Genomic DNA, 19,127 nt, shown 5'->3' on the forward strand with positions numbered 1-19,127 from the left:
ATGGGGCCTGAATGCCGGGGCGCTGCCGGGGTTTGAGTGCCCCAAGGGCGCTTCGCGTCAGGTTCCTTGCCAGCGTCCTGGCGGCACGCCGAACATGCGCCGGAAATGGCGCGTGAAATGGCTCTGATCCGTGAAACCGGAGGCCGCGGCGACCTCCGTGACGGAGACGCCGGCCCGTAGCGGTGCGAGCGCGCGTTGCAAGCGCACCTGATTGCGCCATGCATGCGGCGGCAAGCCGGTTGTCTGCGTGAAAAGGCGGGCCGCGTGAAAGGACGACAACCCCGCGGCCTGTGCGACTTCGGCGAGCGTAACCGGCTCGGCGAGGTCGCCTGTCAGGCGCTCCTGCATTGTCGCGACACGGGCGTCGTCGGTGGCGGGGCGCGACGCTCCCGGACGCGATTGGGCGTACCGGACCAGCAAGGTGGACAGCGCGTCGAGCATCGCGGCTTCGGCGGCGAGCGGGTCGTCGCCGGCCTCCAGCAAACGGTGCGCGCGCGCCAGCCGCCGCGCCAGATCGGGATCGCGGATCACACCCGGCGCAAACCACGGCAACGCTTGCGGTTTGCCGGCGACCTCGCTGGCGAGGTCGTGGATGAAGGGCACAGGCGCGTACATCACGCGATACCGCCAGCCTGCCTCGATAGCTTTCGACCCTGTATGCAACTCGCCGGGATTGATGATCGGCACGCTGCCCGCTTCGGCGACATAGTCCGAGCCCAGATACCGATAACACTCCGCGCCCGCGACAATCACCGGAATCGTGTACGCATCGTGCCAATGCGGCGTGAACTCGTGATCGTGATATTCGGCCGTGAGCAGATCCGCGCCGGGCAGAAGCGGCGTGCGCCAGTAGCGGGCGGAATCCTGGAAGTGATGGGCGGTCATGGTGAAAGTCCGTGGTCCGGCAAACCAGCTGCTGGCGGGCATACCGGTGGCCGGCAGGCCGGTCGGCTGGACCGCTTAGTGTAGCGCGGCGTGGCCGCCGCGGGTGCCGTCACGCATCTGACCCAAGCCTTTACGCAGTGAGTTTTGCCGTAGGCTCCAGCGCTTACTTGACCGGGATCGTCGTGCCGGCCGGCATCGCCACGGCGGTCACGCTGTTTTTCGCGCTGCCGCTCACGACCCGGTCGCTATAGGTCATGTACACGAGCGTGTTGCGCTTCGTGTCGACCACGCGCACCACATGCAGCGATTTGAAGATCAGCGACATGCTCACTGAGAACACGTCGGCCTGCTTTTTCACTGGCCCCGTGAAGTGAATCTCGCTGACCTGGCGGCAGGCGATCGACGCTTCGGTCGGATCTTCGGCGATGCCGAGCGTACCCTTGACGCCGCCGGTGCGCGCCCGCGACACGTAACAGGTCACGCCCTGGACCAGCGGGTCGTCATAGGCTTCGACGACCACGCGGTCGGAGCCCGTGACGCGGAAGTTGGTATTGACGCTGCCCACTTCTTCGCTGTGTGCCGGGGACAGCAGCAGGGCGGTGGTGGCTGCAAGCGCGATGCGCAACAAGGTCGATTTCATGATCTGGCCGGGAAAGATGGAGGGATTGAGCGCGAGGGGGCGTTGCGCCGATAAAGCAGCATCGTATAACGGCGTGGGTGTCAGAGGGCCGGTGCAAATGCCCTGGATCGTGCGCTATTTTCCAGCTGGAGAAAAAGGGCCGACCCCCGAGTTCAGCCACCTGATCCGGGGTTGACGCAGGCAGCGCCAGGAGGTTTGATCAAAACGTGCAGCCAAAACAAAAAGGCCCGCACGAATGCGGGCCTTCTAAATTTTTTGGCTCCTCGACCTGGGCTCGAACCAGGGACCTACGGATTAACAGTCCGGCGCTCTACCGACTGAGCTATCGAGGAACAGCAGTACAACTTGATCTACATAAAAAAGCCCGTATTGGTTAACGGGCTTTTGCAATTCTTGGCTCCTCGACCTGGGCTCGAACCAGGGACCTACGGATTAACAGTCCGGCGCTCTACCGACTGAGCTATCGAGGAACAGAACAACAAACAGCAGAGAAGCGAAATTGTAGGGGCAGCTTAGGAGCCTGTCAATACCTTGCGTTCATCTCGATTCGGGTCGAATCAGGCAAGGCGGCAGGCAGGGCGCGCCGCTCAGCGTGCGAGCAGGGCCAGCTTTTCCTTCACGTCCTTGAATTCATCAGCTTCCGGCAGCGGTGCTTTGGTCTTGGTGATGCTCGGCCAGTTCTTCGCCAGATCGGCATTCAGCTCGATGAAGTTCTGCTGGTCGCCCGGCACGTCTTCTTCGGCATAAATGGCATTCACCGGGCACTCGGCCACGCACACGGCGCAGTCGATGCATTCATCGGGGTCGATCGCGAGGAAGTTGGGACCTTCGCGAAAGCAGTCCACCGGGCACACATCGACGCAGTCGGTATAGCGGCACTTGATGCAGCTTTCGGTCACAACGTGAGTCATTCAGGCAGCTCCTGCATGCGGAATCAGGGGAGGCGAAACGCCAAAAGCGCTATTGTAACGTAACGTCAAGAGCCGCATATGGCATCGCACAACGGCTTTTATACGTTTTTGTGATTAGTTTATGGGGTCCGGCACAGCCGCCCGGCGGCACGCTGAATCCGGGCGCATTCGGGTAACATGCCGTCAGACCGGTGCGCACGGGGCGCGCCGCACGCGCATGGGTTGACGTGTCTGGTCGAGCCAAGCCTTCCGTTTTACCTGCAGTCCAGTTCGCGCCATCATGATTATTACTTCGCTGCTCGACACCGATCTGTACAAGTTCACGATGATGCAAGTGGTGTTGCATCACTTTCCCGCGGCGAATGTCGAGTACCGGTTTCGCTGCCGCACGCCGAATGTCGACCTCGTGCCGTACATCGGCGAGATTCGCGAAGAAGTGCGCAAGCTGTGCGATCTGCGCTTCGCCGACGACGAACTCGATTACCTGCGGCGCATGCGCTTCATCAAGGGCGACTTCATCGAGTTTCTCGCGCTGTTCCATCTGAACGAGAAATACATTTCGATCGAGCCGTCGCCGAAGGGCAATGGCGAAATCGACATCGAGATCAAGGGGCCGTGGCTGCACACGATCCTGTTCGAGATCCCGATGCTCGCGATCGTGAACGAGGTCTATTTCCGCAACACCCAGCAAAAGCCTGACTACAGCGAAGGGCGCGGCCGTCTCGTCGAGAAGATCAAGCTGCTGGGCGCGCGCCCGGAATTCGCCGACTGCAAGATCGCCGATTACGGCACACGCCGCCGTTTCTCGAAGCAATGGCACGAGGAAGTGATCCTCACGCTGAAAGACGGCCTGGGTGAGCAGTTCGCCGGCACCAGCAACGTCTTCTATGCAATGAAGCACAGTCTCACGCCGCTCGGCACGATGGCGCATGAATACCTGCAGGCATGTCAGGCGCTCGGTCCGCGGCTGCGCGATTCGCAGATCTATGGCTTTGAAATGTGGGCGAAGGAATATCGCGGCGACCTGGGTATCGCCCTGTCGGACGTGTACGGCATGGAGGCGTTCCTGCGCGACTTCGACATGTACTTCTGCAAGCTGTTCGACGGCGCGCGCCACGATTCCGGCGACCCGTTCGACTGGGGCGAGCGCCTGCTCAAACACTACGAGGCGAACCGCTGCGACCCGCGCACCAAGATCCTGGTGTTTTCCGACGCGCTCGACATTCCGAAGGTGCTGCAACTGTACGAGCGTTTCCGTGGCCGCTGCAAGCTGGCCTTCGGCGTAGGAACCAATCTGACCAACGATCTCGGCTATAACCCGTTGCAGATCGTCATCAAGATGGTTCGCTGCAATGGCCAGCCGGTCGCCAAGCTGTCGGATTCGCCGGGCAAGAACATGTGCGAGGACAAGGCTTATCTGGCGTATCTGCGCCAGGTGTTCGGTATTGCGCAACCCGAGGAAGATGGCGCTGCGAAGTGACGCCGCGCCATCCCGGCCCATGGGCGACTCATGGGCCGATACCTCACGGAGATCGCGCTCGCGGCGGGCTTGATACGCGGCGCCAGGCCGTTCGGCCAGGGTGTTCGCGCGCAGGGTGGCCGGTATAATCCTCGCCATATCGCACGGCTGTCGACACGAGGATTTCGCATATGGATACATCGATTGCCCGCCGTAACATCCTGGCGCGCATCCGCGCGGCGCAAGGGCGCGAGCCTGAGCCGGCCGCTTCCGAGCGCGAGGCGGCCGCTGATTATCTGGCGCGCCATCCCCAAGGTCCGCGTCCCGAGATGCCGGCCGATCTGACCACGCGTTTCATTGAAGAAGCGCAAAAAATGGCAACCACGGTCGATACGGTCGAAACGCTCAGCGAGGTGCCTTCAGCCGTGCATCGCTACCTCACCGAACATGCCTTGCCGCTGCAGGCGATCGCCTGGCAAACACTACAAGATCTGCAATGGGCCGAAGCCGGGCTCAGCGTCGAATTCCGCAAGCCCGAAGACGGCGACGTGGTCGGCATCACCGGCTGCTTCTGCGCGACCGCGGAGACAGGCACCCTTGTGCTGCTGTCCGGGCCGCAAACCTACGCATCGGCTGGCTTGCTGCCGGAAACGCATATTGCGATCGTGCCGGCTTCGCGCATCGTCTCTGGGCATGAAGATGCCTTCGCGCTGATCCGCAGCGAACGCGGCGAACTTCCGCGTGCGGTCAATTTCGTCTCCGGGCCCTCGCGTACCGGCGATATCGAACAGACTATCGTGCTTGGCGCGCATGGACCTTACCGGGTCCATGCGATTGTCGTACGCGGCGCCTGAGCGCGGTGCACGTCGGCGTATCTTCACGGCGCGAGCCGCCGCCGTTATAACAAGGACTTCAAAGATATGAAACGACATGCCGTAGGGGCGAGCATGGTGCTTGCCGCCGCACTGACATTGGCAATGTGGCCTCAACTGGCCGCGGCAGCCACGCTCGACGGCGCGACGTTGTCGGCGCTGTGGGGCTTGCCGTTTGCGGGCGTGTTGTTGTCGATCGCGGTGTTCCCGCTGGTCGCGCCGGCATTCTGGCATCACCATTTCGGCAAGATCGCAGCAGCGTGGGCGCTGCTGTTCCTGGTGCCGTTTGCGCTGACCTTCGGTACCGGCATTGCATTCGGCACGCTGGTCCATGCATTGCTCGAAGAATACATTCCGTTCATCGTATTGTTGACGGCGCTCTACACAGTCGCGGGCGGCATCTGCGTGCGCGGCAATCTGCACGGCACACCGCGGCTGAATACCGCCATTCTTGCGCTGGGCACCTTGCTGGCCAGCATCATGGGAACGACCGGCGCGGCGATGCTGCTGATTCGCCCTTTGCTGCGCGCCAACGACAATCGCAAGCATGTTGTTCACGTGGTGGTGTTCTTCATCTTTCTGGTCGCGAACGCGGGTGGCTCCTTGTCGCCACTCGGCGACCCGCCGCTCTTTCTCGGCTTTCTGCAGGGTGTCAGTTTCTTCTGGACCACCACGCATCTGGCGTTGCCGATGCTATTCGTCTGCGTTGTGCTGCTCACCGCGTTCTATGCGCTGGATTCGTACTATTTTCATCGGCGTGAAGAAGAGCGCTCGCGCTTTCTCGATCCGACGCCGGATTCGCCGCCGTTGGGTATCGACGGCAAGATCAACTTCGTGCTTCTTGTTGCGGTGATTGCGCTGGTTCTGATGAGTGGACTGTGGAAGTCGGATGTCGTGTTCGATGTCTTCGGTACGCATGTCGCGTTGCAGAATGGCGTGCGCGATGTCGCGCTGATCGGCGTCACTCTGCTTTCGCTCGCGTTGACGCCGCGCGCCGCACGCACGGGCAATGACTTTAACTGGGCGCCGATCGAAGAAGTCGCCAAGCTGTTCGCCGGTATTTTCGTGACGATCGCGCCGGTCATCACGATCCTGCGGGCCGGCGAGGCGGGTGCGTTTGCCGGTATCGTCCATCTGGTCAATCCGGCCGGCCAGCCGCACGACCTGATGTACTTCTGGGCGACCGGCCTGCTATCGTCGTTTCTCGACAATGCACCGACCTACCTGGTGTTCTTCAACCTGGCCGGCGGCGACGCGCAGACGCTGATGACCGCCGGCGCCACCACGCTCGCGGCGATCTCGGCCGGGGCGGTGTTCATGGGCGCCAACACGTACATCGGCAATGCGCCGAATTTCATGGTGAAAGCGATCGCGGAGTCGCGCGGTATTCGCATGCCGAGCTTTTTCGCGTATCTCGGCTGGTCGGTCGTGGTGCTCGTGCCCGTGTTTCTCGTCACCGGCTGGCTGTTTTTTTGACGCCTGGTTTCCCGCTTATTTTGACGCCGGGGCCATTGAACCCGGCGCGCTATTCGGAGAATTGCAATGCAGAAGATCCTCGTCGCCCGTCCGATCTTTCCCGATGTAATCGAACGGCTCAAACAGTATTTCGACGTCGACTGGAATCAGGGCGATGTGTTGTCCGCCGAGGCACTGACACGCCGTCTCGCGGATAAAGACGGCGCGCTGACTGCGGGCGATCCGGTCGGTGCGGCGACGCTTGCCGCGGCGCCGCGCCTGCGTGTGGTGTCGAACATGGCAGTGGGCTACAACAACTTCGACATGGCCGCCTTTAATGCGGCCAACGTGCTCGGTACCAATACGCCGGACGTACTGAACGAATCGACCGCGGATTTTGGCTGGGCGCTGATGATGGCCGCGGCGCGCCGCGTTGCCGAATCGGAGCACTGGCTGCGCGCCGGCAAATGGCAGAAGTGGGCCTATGACGGCTTTCTCGGCACGGATCTGTACGGTTCCACACTGGGCGTGATCGGCATGGGCCGGATCGGGCAGGCGCTGGCTCGTCGCGCGAAGGGCTTCAATATGCAGGTGATCTATCACAACCGTTCGCGCGTCGCACCGGAGATCGAGGCGGAGTTGAACGCCGAATACGTGTCCAAGCCGGACCTGCTGAAACGCGCCGATCACGTGGTGCTGGTGCTGCCGTACACGAAGGAAAATCATCACACGATCGGCGCGGCCGAACTCGCGCAGATGAAGCCGACTGCAACGCTGACCAACATCGCACGCGGCGGTATCGTCGACGATGCGGCACTGGTCGAGGCGCTGCGCACGAAACAGATTGCCGCGGCGGGTCTGGATGTCTACGAAGGCGAGCCGAATCTGAATCCGGATTTGCTGACCGTGTCCAACGTCGTGTTGACGCCGCACATCGCCAGCGCAACCGAAGCCACGCGCCGCGCCATGGCGAACCTCGCCGCGGACAATCTGATCGCGGCCTTGGGTGAAGGGCCGCGCGCCGGCCGGCCGCCTAATCCGGTCAACCCCGAGGTCATCGGCAAGGCGCGTTCATGACCATGATTCTGGTGGCGGCCGTTGCTGTGCTGGCGGTCGCCTTGGTCATCGCGTTGGCATTGCTGATGCGCGGCAGCAGTCGCGCTGACGCAAACGAGCAGTTCGAGATTCTCGGCGAGCGTATCGACGCGGCAGCGGATGCGCAGTCGCATGCCTATGAGCGGCTCGAGCGGCAACTGCGTAATGACATCGCCGAAACCGCGCGCGTTTCGCGTACCGAGCAGAGCAGCGGTTTCGCGCAGTTTCAGCAAACACTGGCATCGCAATTCAGCAGTATGACGACGGTGCAGGCCGGCAAGATCGACGGTTTCGCGCAGCAACTCGATACAGTGCGCCACAGCCTGCAACAGCAGGCGCAGCAGGCACGCGATGAGCAGGGACGCACGCTCAAGCAGTTCGGCGAAACGCTGGCCTTGCAGTTGGGCCAACTCACCGAGGCGAACGATCGCCGCTTCGCCGAGGTGCGCGCGACCATCGAGCAGCGTCTGAAAGACATCGAGGCGAACAATTCGACCAAGCTCGAAGAAATGCGCCGCACGGTCGACGAAAAATTGCATGCCACGCTCGAACAACGCCTGGGAGAATCGTTCAAGCTGGTGTCGGACCGGCTGGAACAGGTACATCGCGGTCTGGGCGAGATGCAGACGCTGGCCGCGGGCGTCGGCGATCTGAAGAAGGTGCTTACCAACGTCAAGACGCGCGGCACCTGGGGCGAAGTGCAGCTTGAGGCATTGCTCGAACAATTGCTCACAGCTGATCAATATGCGAAGAACGTCGCGACGGTGCCGAAGAGCGCTGATCGGGTCGAGTTCGCAATCAAACTGCCGGGCCGTGCTGAGACGGGTGCTCCTGCCACGCCGGTCTGGCTGCCGATCGACGCCAAGTTTCCGCGCGAAGACTACGAGCGGCTGATCGAAGCACAGGAACGCGCCGACCCCGTTGCGGTGGAGGAGGCGTCGCGCGCGCTCGAAGCGCGGATACGCGCGGAGGCGCGCACGATCGCGGAAAAGTATGTGTCGCCGCCGCACACCACGGATTTCGCACTGCTGTTCCTGCCGACCGAAGGGCTGTACGCGGAAGTCCTGCGCCGGCCGGGTCTGACGGACCTGCTGCAACGCGACTACCGCGTGACGATTGCCGGCCCGACCACGCTCACTGCGCTGCTCAATAGTTTGCAGATGGGGTTCCGCACGCTGGCAATCGAGAAGCGTTCTAGCGAGGTGTGGCAGGTGCTCGGCGCGGTTAAAACGGAGTTCGGCAAATTCGGCGACGTGCTGGCGAGAACCAAGGCACAGCTTGAAACTGTCACGCGTTCGATCGAGGCCGCTGAAACACGCACCCGCGTGATGGGCCGCAAGCTGCGTGACGTCGAGGCATTGCCGGGGGAAGAGGCGAGCGGGTTGCTCGGCGACGCGCTAACGGGTGTGGACCCGGACGAGCAGTAGAGCTGCATGGTTTTCTGGACTGACTTTTTTCGACACGAAACGAGAGCCGGGCCCGGGCCCGGACGCCGGGCCAGCGCGAGCTCAGGAAGCAGCGTCTGCGGCCAGTCGTTCCAGCGCCTCGCCCGTTAAGCGCACAACGCGCCAGTCCGGCATGACCTTGGCGCCCAGCTTTTCGTAGAAGCTAATGGCCTGCTTGTTCCAGTCGAGCACGGTCCATTCAAAGCGCGCGCATTTGCGCTCGACTGCCAGCGCCGCCAGCCGGGCGAGTATCGCGGCGCCTAGCCCGCTGCCGCGTTGACCCGGTTGAACATAGACATCTTCGAGATACAGCCCGCGCTTGCCGGCGAAGCTCGAGTAATTGTGGAAGAACAGCGCGTAGCCGACGATGTGTCCTTCGTTTTCCGCCACCAGCGCTTCGACGGAGGGCCGCGCGCCGAACAGGGCGTCACGCAAACCGTCTTCAGTCGCGGTGAATACGTGCGTGAGGCTTTCGAATTCGGCCAGCTCGTACGTCAACGCGAAGATAGCGCCCGTATCTTCAGGCGTCGCGGCGCGGATCGTCGCGCTCATTACGCCTCTTCCGGCGCGTCGGTCAGCTGGATTTCGATGCCGCCGAAGCGCGAGGCCACCCAGTTGTACGCGTGGCAGGCGATCCACAGCAGAACGAAGCCAAGAATCGCGTTCAGCAGCAGCGCGCTGAACACCGTGCTCAGTTCGACCTTGCCGTAGCGGATGAACGCCACCAGCACGCCGAGCAGCACGATCGGCACCGAGAATGTCAGGTACACGAGGATAAGCGCTTTGGCGGTTTGTCCCGGTGCAATGAACGAGATCTGTTTTTTCATGTAAGTCAAACCCGTGTGTCTTAGTGGTAATGGGTAGGGCTGCAAAGAAGCCGCAACGGCAGCGTTGCCTCAGGCATCAGATGAGACCGTCGAACAGCATGATATCGACATGCTCGCCCTCGGCAATGTCGGATTCATCGTGCCCGAGAACGATGAAACAATTGGCTTCGCTCATCGAACTCAGCACGCCTGAGCTTTGCGAGCCGGTTGGCGTGACATGCCATTGGCCGTGCGCGTCCTGCTCGGCGACGCCGCGCTGGTACTCGGTGCGCCCGGCGCGCTTGCGGATGAGCTGGCGGCTGGCGGCCCGCAGCAACGGCAGCGCCTGCGGCGTTGCGCCGGACATCAGCAGCAGCGCTTCGCGCACGATCTGGTAGAACGTCACCATCACGGCCACCGGATTGCCGGGCAAGCCAAAGAATAGGGCGGGCAGCCCGAGACCCGGATGGTCGCCCGACCAGACGCGGCCAAAAGCGAGCGGCCGGCCTGGACGCATCGCGAGACTCCAGAACGCGACGTCGCCGAACGTCTGCAGCAATTGCCTCGTGAAATCCGCCTCGCCGACCGAGACGCCGCCCGAGGTCAACACCACATCGGCGCTGGCGGCGGCGCTGCGCAACGCGGCTTCGAGCGCGGCGGGTTCGTCGCGCACCACACCGAGATCGAGCGTATCCATATTCAGGCGCCGGAGCATCGCAAATAGCGTGTAGCGATTGCTGTCGTACACCGAACCCGGGTCGAGCGGTTCGCCGAGTGAACGCAGTTCGTCGCCGGTGGAGAAAAATGCGACGCGCAAGCGCCTCCGCACGTAGATTTCGCCAATGCCGAGCGACGCCAGCAAGCCGAGATCCGACGCACGCATGATGCGGCCGGCGCGCAGCGCGGCATGGCCGCGGGCGAGGTCTTCGCCGGCCAGGCGCCGGTTCGCGCCGGCCTGCACGGCGTTGGCCGCAAAACGGATCGAGAGGGAATCGGTACTGCGCTCGACAAGCTCCTGTGGCACGACGGTGTCGCACTCAGGCGGCATGCAGGCGCCCGTCATGATGCGTACGCATTGTGTCGCGCCGACGTGGCCCGCGAACGGATGACCGGCCAGCGCTTTGCCGACGATCGTTAAAGCGACCGTGGACTCGTGCATCGCCAATGCGGCGCGATTGAACGCGTAGCCGTCCATCGCCGAATTGTCGTGCGACGGGACGTCGATTGGCGAGACGATGTCGGCGGCCAGTACCCGGTCGAGCGCATCGCGCAAGGGCACTCGTTCGACCGCCGTGACGGGCGCGGCCCATTGACGGACGATCGCCTGGGCGGCTGAAACAGGTAGCGCGTGAGGATCGTACTGCGCGACGCAGCGGGAAAATTCGTTAAGCGTGGTCATGGAGGGCTGAGCGTCGCGACCGGGGGCGGGTGTGGCTGGCTGTTGCCGTGAGGCCGGAGCAGGATTTCAACCGGGGCCTCAACAACGCTGGAGGTCGGCGAGTTCTTGTAACGAATTGATATTGTAAAACGCGCGCTCGTCGGCAAAGGCGACTTCGACCGTCTTGTGGCGCGCGTACCACGCGCGCACTTTGCGCTCACCGGCATCCAGAAAGGCCGCAAGGTCGTCTGCGAGACTCGTGCGCAGCAACGCGAAGACAGGGTGGAGCGAGACCTGACCCGCAGTGTCGGTCGTCGTGACGGTGGCGATATCGGCTTGATTCGATTCGAGTGCCTGTGCGAGGCGCTCGGCGAGTTCTGCGGGCAGCCCGGGCGTGTCGCAGGGCGCGCTCAGCATGTAGGCGGTGCCGGCTGCGCGCAACCCGGCAAGCAGCCCGGCCAGCGGTCCGGGAAAACCGGGCAGGGTATCGGCCAGCACCTTGGCGCCGAACGGCGCACCGAGCGTGCTGTAGACGTCAGGGTGACGATTGGCGCTGATCAGCAGGGTGCCGGTCTGCGGCGCGAGCCGCTTCAGCACATGGGCGGCGAGCGGCTCGCCGTGCAGCATTTGCAGCCCCTTGTCGACGCCCCCCATGCGCATGCCGCGCCCACCCGCGAGGACCAGGCCGGTGATGTGTTCGCGGGTCGGATTCATGGATTCGGGCTGTCTTAGCCGCCGATATACGACATTTCGACGCGACGGCCGTCCTGCTCGCGCGGTGCGGCGGCGCCGCTGCCACGTAACTGCGAATAGCGGTCGCGGCGGTCTTGCCAGATTTCGGCGACGGCGGTGGCGATATCGGCGTCGCTCGCCCCGCTGCGCAGCAACGCGCGCAGATCGTGACCCGACGATGCAAACAGGCACAGGTACAGCTTGCCCTCCGTCGACAGACGTGCGCGCGTGCAACTGCCGCAAAACGCGCGTGTCACGCTCGAAATCACACCGATCTCGCCGCCGCCGTCCACGTAACCCCAGCGCTGGGCGGTCTCAGCTGCGCTGTGCGCTTCGAGCGGCGCGAGCGGGAAATGCTCGGCAATGCGCGTCACGACATCGGCGGAAGGCAGCACTTCGGTCATGTTCCAGCCGTTCGACGTACCCACGTCCATGTACTCGATAAAGCGCAGTACTGTGCCCGAGCCTTTGAAGTGACGCGCCATCGGCACGATCTCGCCGTCGTTGGTGCCGCGTTTGACGACCATGTTGACCTTGACCGGCGCGAGCCCCACCGCATGGGCCGCGGCGATTCCGTCCAGCACGTCGGCGACCGCGAAGTCGGCGTCGTTCATGCGGCGAAACAGGGTGTCGTCGAGCGCGTCGAGGCTCACTGTCACCCGGGTCAGGCCGGCGTTTTTCAGGCTGCGCGCCTTGCGCTCCAGCAGCGAGCCGTTGGTGGTCAGCGTCAAGTCGAGGGGGCGGCCTTCCGGCGTGGTGAGTTGCGCGAGCCGTTCGATCAGGTGTTCCAGATTCTTGCGCAGAAGCGGCTCGCCGCCCGTAAGGCGGATTTTCTCGACGCCGTGTGCGACGAAGAGCCGCGCCAACCGTTCGATTTCTTCGAAGCTGAGCAGGGCGCTGTGCGGCAAAAACGCATAGTTCTTGTCGAACACCGCGCGTGGCATGCAGTAGACGCAGCGAAAGTTGCAGCGATCCGTCACCGAGATGCGCAGATCACGCAACGGGCGCGCCAGCGTGTCGTGCAGCACGCCGCTGGGCGCCTGCACGGGGCCGGAAATAACCGGCACCGCGCTGAGATCGGCAACAGGGATGATGCGTCGGGACATGAATTGCTTCGTTTGATGCTTCGTTTTGGGCTGCTAAGGTGCTCTAACCGCTGCTGCGATTGACGCTCAGATCTTCATTCTAGCGGAAATGTACCCGGTCGCTGCCGGCCTCCGGACGCCGTCCGGGTATATGGGGAGTGACATGCAACTTGTAATCCGGGCGGCGCGCGATGCCATAAAACAAAAAGCCCGCCGGTGAAGGCGGGCTTTTTGCATGGGGGCAGTTCGCTTACTGCGGGTGCTTACCGGTTTCCACCATTTGCATCGGCGCGGTTTCGAGCGGCGGCAACGCCTTACGCTCGCGACCTACGCGAACCGGCCTGGCTGCCTGCGCTGCCGCTTCCTGCGCGGCCCGCAGCTTGTCGGCGTCGGTGTTCACCCAGACGAGACCGGCTTGTTCCAGCACCGGCTTCAGGGTTTCCGCCGACACAGCGGCGCTGCGCGGTGCTTGCGGTGCGGCTTCGACTGGCGCCGGGGCGACGATCGCTTCAACTGCCGGAGCAACGGCCGCGACGGCCGGTTGTGCTTCGACGATCTCAGCTTGCGGCGCCGGTTCGGCGGCCGGTGCTTCGACCACGGCCACGGGGGCTGCGGTTTCTACCGGAGCCGGTGCGGCTTGCGTTTCGACGACCGGGGCTACTGCCGGTGTTTCGATCCGCGCTTCAGCGGGGGCTTCGACGCGAGTCTCGACTGCAGTTTCAGCCACAGTTTCGGCATGAGCGACCGGTTCGACGAGCGAAACCGTTTCGCTGACAGCCGGCGCAACTTGCGCGGCTTCGACCGGCGCGGCAGCGGCTTGCGCCACCGGCGCTTCCACAGCTTGCTCGACCACAACCGGTGCTTCCGCGACCGGCACAACCGTTTCCGTCTTCGCCGCCTGCTCGACCGCCAGAGCGGGCGTTTCGGCTACAGCATGCAGTTCGCTGACGACAGCGGTTTGCGTCGCGACAGCAGCGACAACCACTTCCACCGGCTTGACGTCGTTTGCTTCGTTGACTTCAGCCTTGTGCTCGACCGGCTGATGCGCGGTGCGTACCGGTGCTTCGTCGGTCACGTTGGCGGTGTCGCTTTCGCCTTCCGCGACGTCTGCAGCCAGGTTGCCGTTGACGTCTTCTTCGCGCTCACGACGGCCACCACGACGGCCGCGACGGCGGCGACGGCGCTCTTCACCTTCACGCGCCACCGCTTCCTGATCGACCGGCGCACCGTTCTCGCCCAAGGCGGTCTGGTTTTGCGCCAGATCTTCCGCTGTTTGCGCGTCGTTTTGCGTCAGTGCCTCTGCTGCTTCCGGCTGCTGTTTGCGGCGTTCGCCACGTTCAGCACGCTCGCCGCGCTCACGGCGCTCGCCGCGTTCGGCACGCGGTGCACCGTCGACGGTTTCCGCACGGTCGGCGCCACGATTTTCGCGGGCTTCACGACCTTCACGCGGCTCACGAGCCTCGCGCGGTTCGCGGCCTTCACGGGCCTCACGCGGCTCGCGCTGCTCACGGTTAGCACGCGGCTCACGCGATTCACGAGCCTCGCGCGGTTCACGCCCTTCGCGAGTCTCACGACCTTCACGCGGTTCGCGTTCCTCGCGACGCTGCGACGGCTGCTGGCCCTGAGCCTGACGACCGCCACTTGTGCCGTCGCCACGACCCGCTGCATCGCGTGCGCCTGCGCCGCCACGGCGATTGCGGTTGCGATCGCCGCCGTGTTCGCCGGTGCGCTCACCGCGCTCCGTGCGTTCGCCGCGTTGCGGACGCGCCTGCTTCTCAGTGGTAGCCGGTGCGACAGGCGCCGGCGCGGCCGGCTGCATGCCGAACAGATTCTTCAGCCAGCCGATAAAGCCGCCGGTGGCCGGAGTAACAGCGACCGGAGCCGGGGTTGCCGGACGGACCGGCGCGCTCGGGGCCGGCTTCTCAGGCGTGATGCCCTTGACCGCGGCTTCCTGTTTCGGCTTCACTTCTTCAGCGCGCTTGCTGTAACCGGTTTCCGATTCCAGTTCGCGGGCCGCTTCTTCGGCCATCTTCCACGAAGCGCGCGGCTCGTCGAGGCGCGCGTCGTCGTGACGCAGGCGCTCGAGCTTGTAATGCGGCGTGTCGAGGTGCTTGTTCGGGATCAGAACGACGTTGACCTTGAAGCGCGACTCGATCTTGTTGATTTCCGCGCGCTTTTCATTCAACAGGAAGGCGGTCACTTCGACCGGCACCTGGCAATGGATCGCCGCGGTGTTTTCCTTCATCGCTTCTTCCTGAATGATCCGCAGCACTTGCAGCGCGGACGATTCGGTATCGCGGATGTGGCCCGTGCCGTTACAGCGCGGGCAGGTCACATGGCTGCCTTCCGACAAGGCCGGGCGCAGACGTTGACGCGACAGTTCCATCAGGCCGAAACGCGAGATCTTGCCCATCTGGACGCGCGCACGGTCATGCTTCAACGCGTCTTTCAGGCGTTGCTCGACTTCGCGCTGGCTCTTGGCCGATTCCATGTCGATGAAGTCGATCACGATCAGGCCGCCCAGGTCGCGTAGGCGCAACTGGCGGGCCACTTCGTCGGCGGCTTCGAGGTTGGTGCGCGCAGCGGTTTCCTCGATGTCGGCGCCCTTGGTGGCGCGCGCCGAGTTCACGTCGATCGCGACCAGTGCTTCCGTGTGGTCGATCACGATAGCGCCGCCCGAGGGCAGCGGCACCGTGCGCGAATACGCGGTTTCGATCTGGTGTTCGATCTGGAAGCGCGAGAACAGCGGCACGTCGTCGTGATACCGCTTCACCTTGCTGACATTGTCCGGCATCACGATATCCATGAAGGCGCGGGCCTGGTCATGAATTTCGGTGGTGTCGATCAGGATTTCGCCGATATCCGGCTGGAAATAGTCGCGAATCGCGCGAATCACGAGGCTCGATTCGAGATAAATCAGCATCGGCTGGCCGCTCGAACCGCTTTGCGACGCGGCCTCGATGGCGCGCCACAGTTGCATCAGGTAGTTCAGGTCCCACTGCAGCTCTTCGGCGCTGCGGCCAATCCCGGCCGTGCGCGCGATGATGCTCATGCCTTCCGGCAATTGCAGCTGCGCCATGGTTTCGCGCAATTCCTGACGGTCGTCGCCTTCGATCCGGCGCGACACACCGCCGCCGCGCGGGTTGTTCGGCATCAAAACCAGATACCGGCCGGCGAGCGAGATGAAGGTGGTGAGGGCCGCGCCCTTGTTGCCGCGCTCTTCCTTTTCGACCTGAACGATCAGTTCCTGACCTTCTTTCAGGGCGTCCTGGATGCGCGCGGAGCGCATGTCGACGCCGTCACGGAAATACTGACGGGCGACTTCCTTGAACGGCAAAAAGCCGTGGCGGTCTTCGCCGTAGTTGACGAAGCAGGCTTCGAGTGAAGGCTCGATGCGGGTGATGATGCCCTTGTAAATATTGCCTTTGCGCTGTTCGCGCCCGGCGGTTTCGATGTCGATATCGATGAGTTTTTGCCCATCGACGATGGCAACGCGCAGTTCTTCCTGCTGCGTCGCGTTGAACAACATTCGTTTCATTGAACGGCTCCAGAGCGGCTTAGCCAGACCCCCTGGCTGCGCGGTTGTCAGTCGCGAGAGCCAGGCGGGCAGCGGCATGCCGCGCCTTATTGTGTTTTCACAAGCACGCTGGAGCGGGAAAAATGGCGGGAGAATTGCCTGAGAGGGCCCGGCCCCATTAAAAAATGGGCACGGTGCCGCAGGGCACATGCGAACACGGCTTCAAATAACGACCCGACACGCCGCGGGTTCTGCCAGCAGACCTTCATAAGCCTTGCGTCCACTCGCGCCGGTGCGCCAACTGGGCGCGTGACCGGAGGGTCGAAGGCTGCGGTCATGCCGCAGCGGGAAGTTCGCGCAGTCGGCGCGTCTTTTCTCGCTGGGGGTGTCTCGCCTCATTTTGACGTCGCCATGTCTTGTACTTTCTACAAGACGCCTCGGGCGCACGCCGTATTTTCGCAACTCGCAGCTTCTTACAGCAGGGCGTCAGACCGCCCGATACCGAAGCTGAAAGTTAAATTCTTTTTTACCAAAATTCCGTTACCGTCGAAGCCGACCTTGACCGAACGCGCCTGTGGGCGCCGTCCCTGCCGGGTACTGACCTCGTGCGTGCAACATGTTGCATCTCATTTTCAGGGTGAGCAACCAGACCCCGGCGCAAGTAAAATAACGGTTTATCGCTTGCGCCTGCGCAATCCGCCCGAATTCCGGACACTGCGCCGGCCGCCGCAGACTGCTGGGCAAATTATATTCATAATGAAAGAGTTAGGCAAAATATCCCAGAAATCGGTCGCAAGCGACCAGGTCTCGATGATCGAGATCGACGACAGTGCGGCCGGCCAGCGCATTGATAACTTCCTCCTGCGCGTCTGTAAGGGCGTGCCAAAGAGCCATATTTACCGCATCCTGCGCAGCGGGGAAGTGCGGGTGAATAAGGGCCGGATAGACGCGCAGTACCGCCTCGAACTGGGCGATCTGGTGCGCGTACCGCCCATTCGCGTCGCTCAACCGAACGAAGCCATCGCCCAGGCGCCGGTGCCGAGCGCCGATTTCAAAATTATTTTTGAAGACGAGCATATGCTCGTGATCGATAAACCGGCTGGCGTGGCGGTCCACGGCGGCAGCGGCGTCGCGTTCGGCGTGATCGAACAGATGCGCGAAGCACGGCCACAGGCAAAGTTCCTCGAACTGGTGCATCGGCTGGACCGCGAGACCTCCGGCATCCTGATGCTCGCCAAGAAGCGCTCGGCGCTGGTCAATCTGCATGAGCAGATTCGCGAGAACAAAATGGATAAGCGCTACTATGCGTGCGTCCACGGCGAGTGGGCGAGCGACTGGGGCCGCCGCCGCGCGGTCAAGGAGCCGCTGCACAAGTATCTGACTGCGGACGGTGAAAGGCGTGTACGCGTCCAGGCCGATGGCCTTGCGTCGCACACGGTTTTCAATCTGATCGACCGCTGGCCGGAGTACGCGCTGCTCGAAGCGGAACTGAAGACCGGCCGCACGCATCAGATTCGGGTCCATCTGCAACATCTGGAACTGCCGATCGTCGGTGACGCCAAGTACGGCGACTTCGCGCTGAACAAGGCGCTGGCCCGGGCCAACGCCAGGCCGGGCCTGAAGCGCATGTTCCTGCACGCATACCGTCTTAAGCTGACGCACCCGGCAACCGGTGAGCCCGTGCAGTTCGAGGCGCCGCTGCCGGCCGAATGCCGTAGCTTCGTCGCGCAGCTCAATGAATTACGTGAATCACGAAATGGGTCAAACCCGGAGACGACACCGCATGGCTAGAGAGCAATTTGATCTGATCGTCTTCGACTGGGACGGAACGCTGATGGATTCGACCGCGCACATCACGCGCAGTATCCAGTCGGCATGCCGCGACCTCGGTCTGCCGGTTCCCGCCGATGAGGCTGCCAGCTATGTGATCGGCCTCGGCTTGCGCGACGCGCTGCAAATCGCCGCGCCCACGCTCGATCCGGCCGATTACCCGCGTTTGGCGGAGCGCTATCGTTTCCACTATCTGGTGAAGGATCAGACCACCGAGCTGTTCACCGGTGTGCGCGAGATGCTCCAGGACCTGCGCGATCAGGGATATCTGCTGGCGGTCGCGACCGGCAAGAGCCGCGTCGGGCTGAACCGCGCGCTTGATCAATCACGGCTGACGAGCCTGTTCGACGGCACCCGCTGTGCGGACGAAACCTTCTCGAAACCCCATCCGGCCATGCTGCACGAGCTTACACGCGAACTGGGGCAGGATCCGGTGCGCACGGTAATGGTGGGTGACACGACGCACGATCTGCAGATGGCGATCAACGCGGGCGTTGCGGGTATTGGTGTCACATACGGCGCGCACCCTGCGAGCTCGCTGACTGCGCTGTCGCCGAAATTCGTCGCTTCCAGCGTCAGCGCGCTGTCTGGCTGGCTGCGAGAGAACGCATGAGCACGAGTGTGACCGAGGCGGCGACCGAGGCGGTTCGCATTTGCGCATCCGACGAGCTGGTCGACGGCGGCGCGGGTGTGCGGCGCGCGGCGAGGTTCGGCGGCGGCGACGTCGTGGTATTTTTTGTTCGCTATGATGGCCGTGCATACGGCTATCTGAACCGTTGCGCCCACGTGCCGATGGAACTCGACTGGGCTGAAGGGCAGTTCTTCGAATCGTCCGGTTTATACTTGATGTGCGCTACACATGGCGCGATTTATGCGCCTGATACGGGCAAATGTGTCGGCGGCCCGTGCCGCGGCGGCCGTTTGCGTCCCGTCCAGGTCGACGAGCGGGACACACCTGAAGGCCGCGCCGTATTCTGGCTGCCGGACGGGGAACTACGCCCGGTCACGCCCTGATTT

General features: G+C 63.2%; 17 protein-coding genes and 2 tRNA genes. 8 read left to right on the forward strand and 11 right to left on the reverse strand.

What is annotated here, in order from left to right; all coding sequences use genetic code 11:
- Window positions 1–57: 57 nt before the first annotated feature.
- From GH665_RS04640 to fdxA, 5 genes are all read right to left on the reverse strand, one after another.
- On the reverse strand, window positions 58–885 hold the full coding sequence (locus tag GH665_RS04640; protein WP_153134857.1) for a helix-turn-helix transcriptional regulator: 828 nt from the start codon (window positions 883–885) through the stop codon (window positions 58–60).
- 163 nt (window positions 886–1,048) lie between these two features.
- On the reverse strand, window positions 1,049–1,525 hold the full coding sequence (locus GH665_RS04645; protein ID WP_153134858.1) for a CreA family protein: 477 nt from the start codon (window positions 1,523–1,525) through the stop codon (window positions 1,049–1,051).
- A 256-nt stretch (window positions 1,526–1,781) separates the two neighbouring features.
- Window positions 1,782–1,857: transfer RNA gene (locus tag GH665_RS04650), tRNA-Asn, on the reverse strand.
- A 62-nt stretch (window positions 1,858–1,919) separates the two neighbouring features.
- A tRNA-Asn gene (locus GH665_RS04655) sits at window positions 1,920–1,995 on the reverse strand.
- A gap of 117 nt (window positions 1,996–2,112) precedes the next feature.
- Window positions 2,113–2,436 carry a ferredoxin FdxA gene (fdxA, locus tag GH665_RS04660; RefSeq protein ID WP_020069367.1) on the reverse strand — a complete coding sequence of 108 codons (324 nt, stop codon included), beginning with the start codon at window positions 2,434–2,436 and terminating at the stop codon, window positions 2,113–2,115.
- A gap of 280 nt (window positions 2,437–2,716) precedes the next feature.
- On the opposite strand from fdxA, the gene pncB reads away from it, so the two are divergent.
- The 5 genes from pncB (at window position 2,717) to GH665_RS04685 (ending at window position 8,744) form a co-directional block, all read left to right on the forward strand.
- Complete coding sequence (gene pncB, locus GH665_RS04665; RefSeq protein WP_153134859.1) at window positions 2,717–3,916, forward strand: nicotinate phosphoribosyltransferase; 1,200 nt, start codon at window positions 2,717–2,719, stop codon at window positions 3,914–3,916.
- 170 nt (window positions 3,917–4,086) lie between these two features.
- Entirely contained in the window at window positions 4,087–4,749 is a 663-nt protein-coding gene (locus tag GH665_RS04670) for a LutC/YkgG family protein (RefSeq protein WP_153134860.1), read from the forward strand.
- A 66-nt stretch (window positions 4,750–4,815) separates the two neighbouring features.
- A complete protein-coding gene (locus GH665_RS04675; protein WP_153134861.1) occupies window positions 4,816–6,243 on the forward strand; it encodes a sodium:proton antiporter in 1,428 nt (475 codons plus the stop codon).
- 66 nt (window positions 6,244–6,309) lie between these two features.
- The gene (locus GH665_RS04680) at window positions 6,310–7,299 is read left to right on the forward strand and encodes a 2-hydroxyacid dehydrogenase (RefSeq protein ID WP_153134862.1); all 990 of its coding nucleotides are present in this window, start codon (window positions 6,310–6,312) and stop codon (window positions 7,297–7,299) included.
- A complete protein-coding gene (locus GH665_RS04685; protein WP_153134863.1) occupies window positions 7,296–8,744 on the forward strand; it encodes a DNA recombination protein RmuC in 1,449 nt (482 codons plus the stop codon). Before GH665_RS04680 ends, GH665_RS04685 begins: the two co-directional genes overlap by 4 nt.
- 81 nt (window positions 8,745–8,825) lie before the next feature.
- On the opposite strand, the gene GH665_RS04690 is transcribed toward GH665_RS04685, so the two are convergent.
- The 6 genes from GH665_RS04690 to GH665_RS04715 form a co-directional block, all read right to left on the reverse strand.
- Entirely contained in the window at window positions 8,826–9,314 is a 489-nt protein-coding gene (locus GH665_RS04690; RefSeq protein ID WP_153134864.1) for a GNAT family N-acetyltransferase, read from the reverse strand.
- Window positions 9,314–9,589 (reverse strand): hypothetical protein, encoded by a 276-nt coding sequence (locus GH665_RS04695; RefSeq protein WP_153134865.1) that lies wholly within the window; start codon window positions 9,587–9,589, stop codon window positions 9,314–9,316. Before GH665_RS04695 ends, GH665_RS04690 begins: the two co-directional genes overlap by 1 nt.
- Window positions 9,590–9,665: 76 nt before the next feature.
- Window positions 9,666–10,967, reverse strand: coding sequence for a molybdopterin molybdotransferase MoeA (gene moeA / locus GH665_RS04700; RefSeq protein WP_153134866.1), 1,302 nt, complete (start codon window positions 10,965–10,967; stop codon window positions 9,666–9,668).
- Window positions 10,968–11,045: 78 nt separating this feature from the next.
- Window positions 11,046–11,660 (reverse strand): molybdenum cofactor guanylyltransferase MobA, encoded by a 615-nt coding sequence (mobA, locus tag GH665_RS04705; RefSeq protein ID WP_153134867.1) that lies wholly within the window; start codon window positions 11,658–11,660, stop codon window positions 11,046–11,048.
- A 14-nt stretch (window positions 11,661–11,674) separates the two neighbouring features.
- Entirely contained in the window at window positions 11,675–12,784 is a 1,110-nt protein-coding gene (gene moaA, locus GH665_RS04710; protein ID WP_153134868.1) for a GTP 3',8-cyclase MoaA, read from the reverse strand.
- A gap of 229 nt (window positions 12,785–13,013) precedes the next feature.
- Entirely contained in the window at window positions 13,014–16,301 is a 3,288-nt protein-coding gene (locus GH665_RS04715) for an Rne/Rng family ribonuclease (RefSeq protein ID WP_153134869.1), read from the reverse strand.
- 735 nt (window positions 16,302–17,036) lie between these two features.
- Here GH665_RS04715 and GH665_RS04720 point away from each other — a divergent pair.
- From GH665_RS04720 to GH665_RS04730, 3 genes are read left to right on the forward strand one after another with little or no spacing between them, the layout of a single operon-like run.
- Window positions 17,037–18,071, forward strand: a complete 1,035-nt coding sequence (locus tag GH665_RS04720; protein ID WP_153138238.1) for an RluA family pseudouridine synthase — start codon at window positions 17,037–17,039, stop codon at window positions 18,069–18,071.
- The gene (locus tag GH665_RS04725; RefSeq protein ID WP_153134870.1) at window positions 18,064–18,723 is read left to right on the forward strand and encodes an HAD-IA family hydrolase; all 660 of its coding nucleotides are present in this window, start codon (window positions 18,064–18,066) and stop codon (window positions 18,721–18,723) included. Before GH665_RS04720 ends, GH665_RS04725 begins: the two co-directional genes overlap by 8 nt.
- Complete coding sequence (locus GH665_RS04730; RefSeq protein ID WP_153134871.1) at window positions 18,720–19,124, forward strand: Rieske (2Fe-2S) protein; 405 nt, start codon at window positions 18,720–18,722, stop codon at window positions 19,122–19,124. Before GH665_RS04725 ends, GH665_RS04730 begins: the two co-directional genes overlap by 4 nt.
- Window positions 19,125–19,127 lie beyond the last annotated feature (3 nt).

Origin of the sequence: Paraburkholderia agricolaris (genome assembly GCF_009455635.1) — a bacterium.
In the GTDB taxonomy this organism is placed as follows: domain Bacteria; phylum Pseudomonadota; class Gammaproteobacteria; order Burkholderiales; family Burkholderiaceae; genus Paraburkholderia; species Paraburkholderia agricolaris.

Coding starts and splice junctions, on each gene's coding strand:
- GH665_RS04640 (WP_153134857.1), bottom strand. CDS start 885: ATGACCGCCCATCACTTCCAGGATTCCGCCCGCTACTGGCGCACGCCG.
- GH665_RS04645 (WP_153134858.1), bottom strand. CDS start 1,525: ATGAAATCGACCTTGTTGCGCATCGCGCTTGCAGCCACCACCGCCCTG.
- fdxA (WP_020069367.1), bottom strand. CDS start 2,436: ATGACTCACGTTGTGACCGAAAGCTGCATCAAGTGCCGCTATACCGAC.
- pncB (WP_153134859.1), top strand. CDS start 2,717: ATGATTATTACTTCGCTGCTCGACACCGATCTGTACAAGTTCACGATG.
- GH665_RS04670 (WP_153134860.1), top strand. CDS start 4,087: ATGGATACATCGATTGCCCGCCGTAACATCCTGGCGCGCATCCGCGCG.
- GH665_RS04675 (WP_153134861.1), top strand. CDS start 4,816: ATGAAACGACATGCCGTAGGGGCGAGCATGGTGCTTGCCGCCGCACTG.
- GH665_RS04680 (WP_153134862.1), top strand. CDS start 6,310: ATGCAGAAGATCCTCGTCGCCCGTCCGATCTTTCCCGATGTAATCGAA.
- GH665_RS04685 (WP_153134863.1), top strand. CDS start 7,296: ATGACCATGATTCTGGTGGCGGCCGTTGCTGTGCTGGCGGTCGCCTTG.
- GH665_RS04690 (WP_153134864.1), bottom strand. CDS start 9,314: ATGAGCGCGACGATCCGCGCCGCGACGCCTGAAGATACGGGCGCTATC.
- GH665_RS04695 (WP_153134865.1), bottom strand. CDS start 9,589: ATGAAAAAACAGATCTCGTTCATTGCACCGGGACAAACCGCCAAAGCG.
- moeA (WP_153134866.1), bottom strand. CDS start 10,967: ATGACCACGCTTAACGAATTTTCCCGCTGCGTCGCGCAGTACGATCCT.
- mobA (WP_153134867.1), bottom strand. CDS start 11,660: ATGAATCCGACCCGCGAACACATCACCGGCCTGGTCCTCGCGGGTGGG.
- moaA (WP_153134868.1), bottom strand. CDS start 12,784: ATGTCCCGACGCATCATCCCTGTTGCCGATCTCAGCGCGGTGCCGGTT.
- GH665_RS04715 (WP_153134869.1), bottom strand. CDS start 16,301: ATGAAACGAATGTTGTTCAACGCGACGCAGCAGGAAGAACTGCGCGTT.
- GH665_RS04720 (WP_153138238.1), top strand. CDS start 17,037: ATGAAAGAGTTAGGCAAAATATCCCAGAAATCGGTCGCAAGCGACCAG.
- GH665_RS04725 (WP_153134870.1), top strand. CDS start 18,064: ATGGCTAGAGAGCAATTTGATCTGATCGTCTTCGACTGGGACGGAACG.
- GH665_RS04730 (WP_153134871.1), top strand. CDS start 18,720: ATGAGCACGAGTGTGACCGAGGCGGCGACCGAGGCGGTTCGCATTTGC.